This is a genomic window from Streptomyces lonarensis, assembly GCF_012033735.1.
In the GTDB taxonomy this organism is placed as follows: domain Bacteria; phylum Actinomycetota; class Actinomycetes; order Streptomycetales; family Streptomycetaceae; genus Streptomyces; species Streptomyces lonarensis.
The window spans coordinates 1-1,421 of record NZ_JAAVJD010000463.1 but is presented as its reverse complement, the minus strand read 5'-3'; the positions used below and the strand labels follow the sequence as shown (position 1 = coordinate 1,421).

Below are 1,421 nucleotides of genomic sequence, written 5' to 3'. Positions count from 1 at the left end.
GCCGCCGGCGGCGCGGCCGCCGCGAGGCGGGGCGGGGCGACGGGGTCGCCGCTCGGCGACCGGGTGGTCGGGGCGGTGCTCGCGGCGGGACTCGCCGCGACCTGGTCGCTGGCGGAGCACGCCGCCTCCGGCCCGCAGACCCATATCGCCGTCCCCGCCGACATGCTGCACATGATCGCGGCCGCGGTCTGGCTCGGCGGGCTGGTCACGCTGCTGCTCCTGCTGCACCGCGGCGGTACCCCCACCGTCCCGGGCGCCGTCGTCCGGCGCTTCTCGACGGCGGCGATGGCCTCCGTCGCCGTGGTGGCCGCCACCGGCGTCTACCAGTCCTGGCGGCAGGTCGGTGACTGGGGACAGCTGGCCTCCACCGGGTACGGTCAGCTGCTCGCCGCCAAGGTGGCGCTGGTGGTGCTGCTGCTGGGCGTCGGCTGGATATCGCGGCGCTGGACCGCCCGGCTGACGGACGGCACCGTCCCGGCGGCCGGACCCACGCCGGACGCCGCGGACGCGCCCGCCGGCCCGGAAGAAGACCCCACCGGCACCGCACCCGCCGCGGACGGCCCCACCGCCGCGGAGACCCCCACCGACGCGGACGCGCCCGCCGGCCCGGAAGAAGACCCCACCGGCACCGCACCCGCCGCGGACGGCCCCACCGCCGCGGAGACCCCCACCGCCGCGGACTCTCCCGCCGGCCCGGGGGTCGCCGTTGCCGCCGTCTCCGCCTCGACCCCGGCCGACCCGGTGCGGGCCGCGCAGCTCGCGCGGCAGCAGGAGGCGCTCGGCCGGGCGCGCCGGGTCCGGGACCGGGAGTCCGACCCGGTCCGCGCCGGACTGCGGCGCTCCGTCCTCGTCGAGGCCGTGATCGCCGCTCTCGTCCTCCTCGCCACGACCGCGCTCACCACGACGCCCCCGGCCCGTACCGTGGACGAGGCCGGGGAGGCCGCGCCCGTGGTGAGCGGCCCCGTCAACCTGGAGCTGCCGTTCGACACCGGCGGTGAGAACGGCGCCGGCACCGTGCTCGTCGACATCACCCCCGGTACCACCGGCGACAACGAGCTGCACGTCCGTACCGTGGACGCGGCGGGTGAGCCGCTGCCCGCCGCCGAGCTCCGGGTCGCGCTGACCCTCCCCGACGAGCAGATCGGGCCGCTGCGCCCCGACGCGCTGCTGGTCGACATCGGGCACTGGACCCTCCCCGGCGTCCAGCTCCCGCGGCCGGGCGAGTGGGAGATCTCGCTGACCATCCGCACCTCGGACATCGACCAGGTGACCGAGACCGACACCTTCCCGATCGGCTGACCGCACATGGCACGACGCAACCGCCGCCCCGCCGAACTTCTCGGCGGACGAACTGGACGGTGAGCGGTCCGACGGCGACCTCTGGGTGGCGGTCGGGGCGGACGACGCCCTGGTCGCCTTCC

The 1,421-nt window shown here is 77.6% G+C and carries 1 protein-coding gene; it reads left to right on the top strand.

All coding sequences use genetic code 11. The annotated features are described in order from the left end of the window. On the top strand, positions 1-1,299 hold a 1,299-nt coding region (locus tag HCN56_RS26855), incomplete at its 5' end, for a CopD family protein (protein WP_245247037.1). Positions 1,300-1,421: the final 122 nt, after the last annotated feature.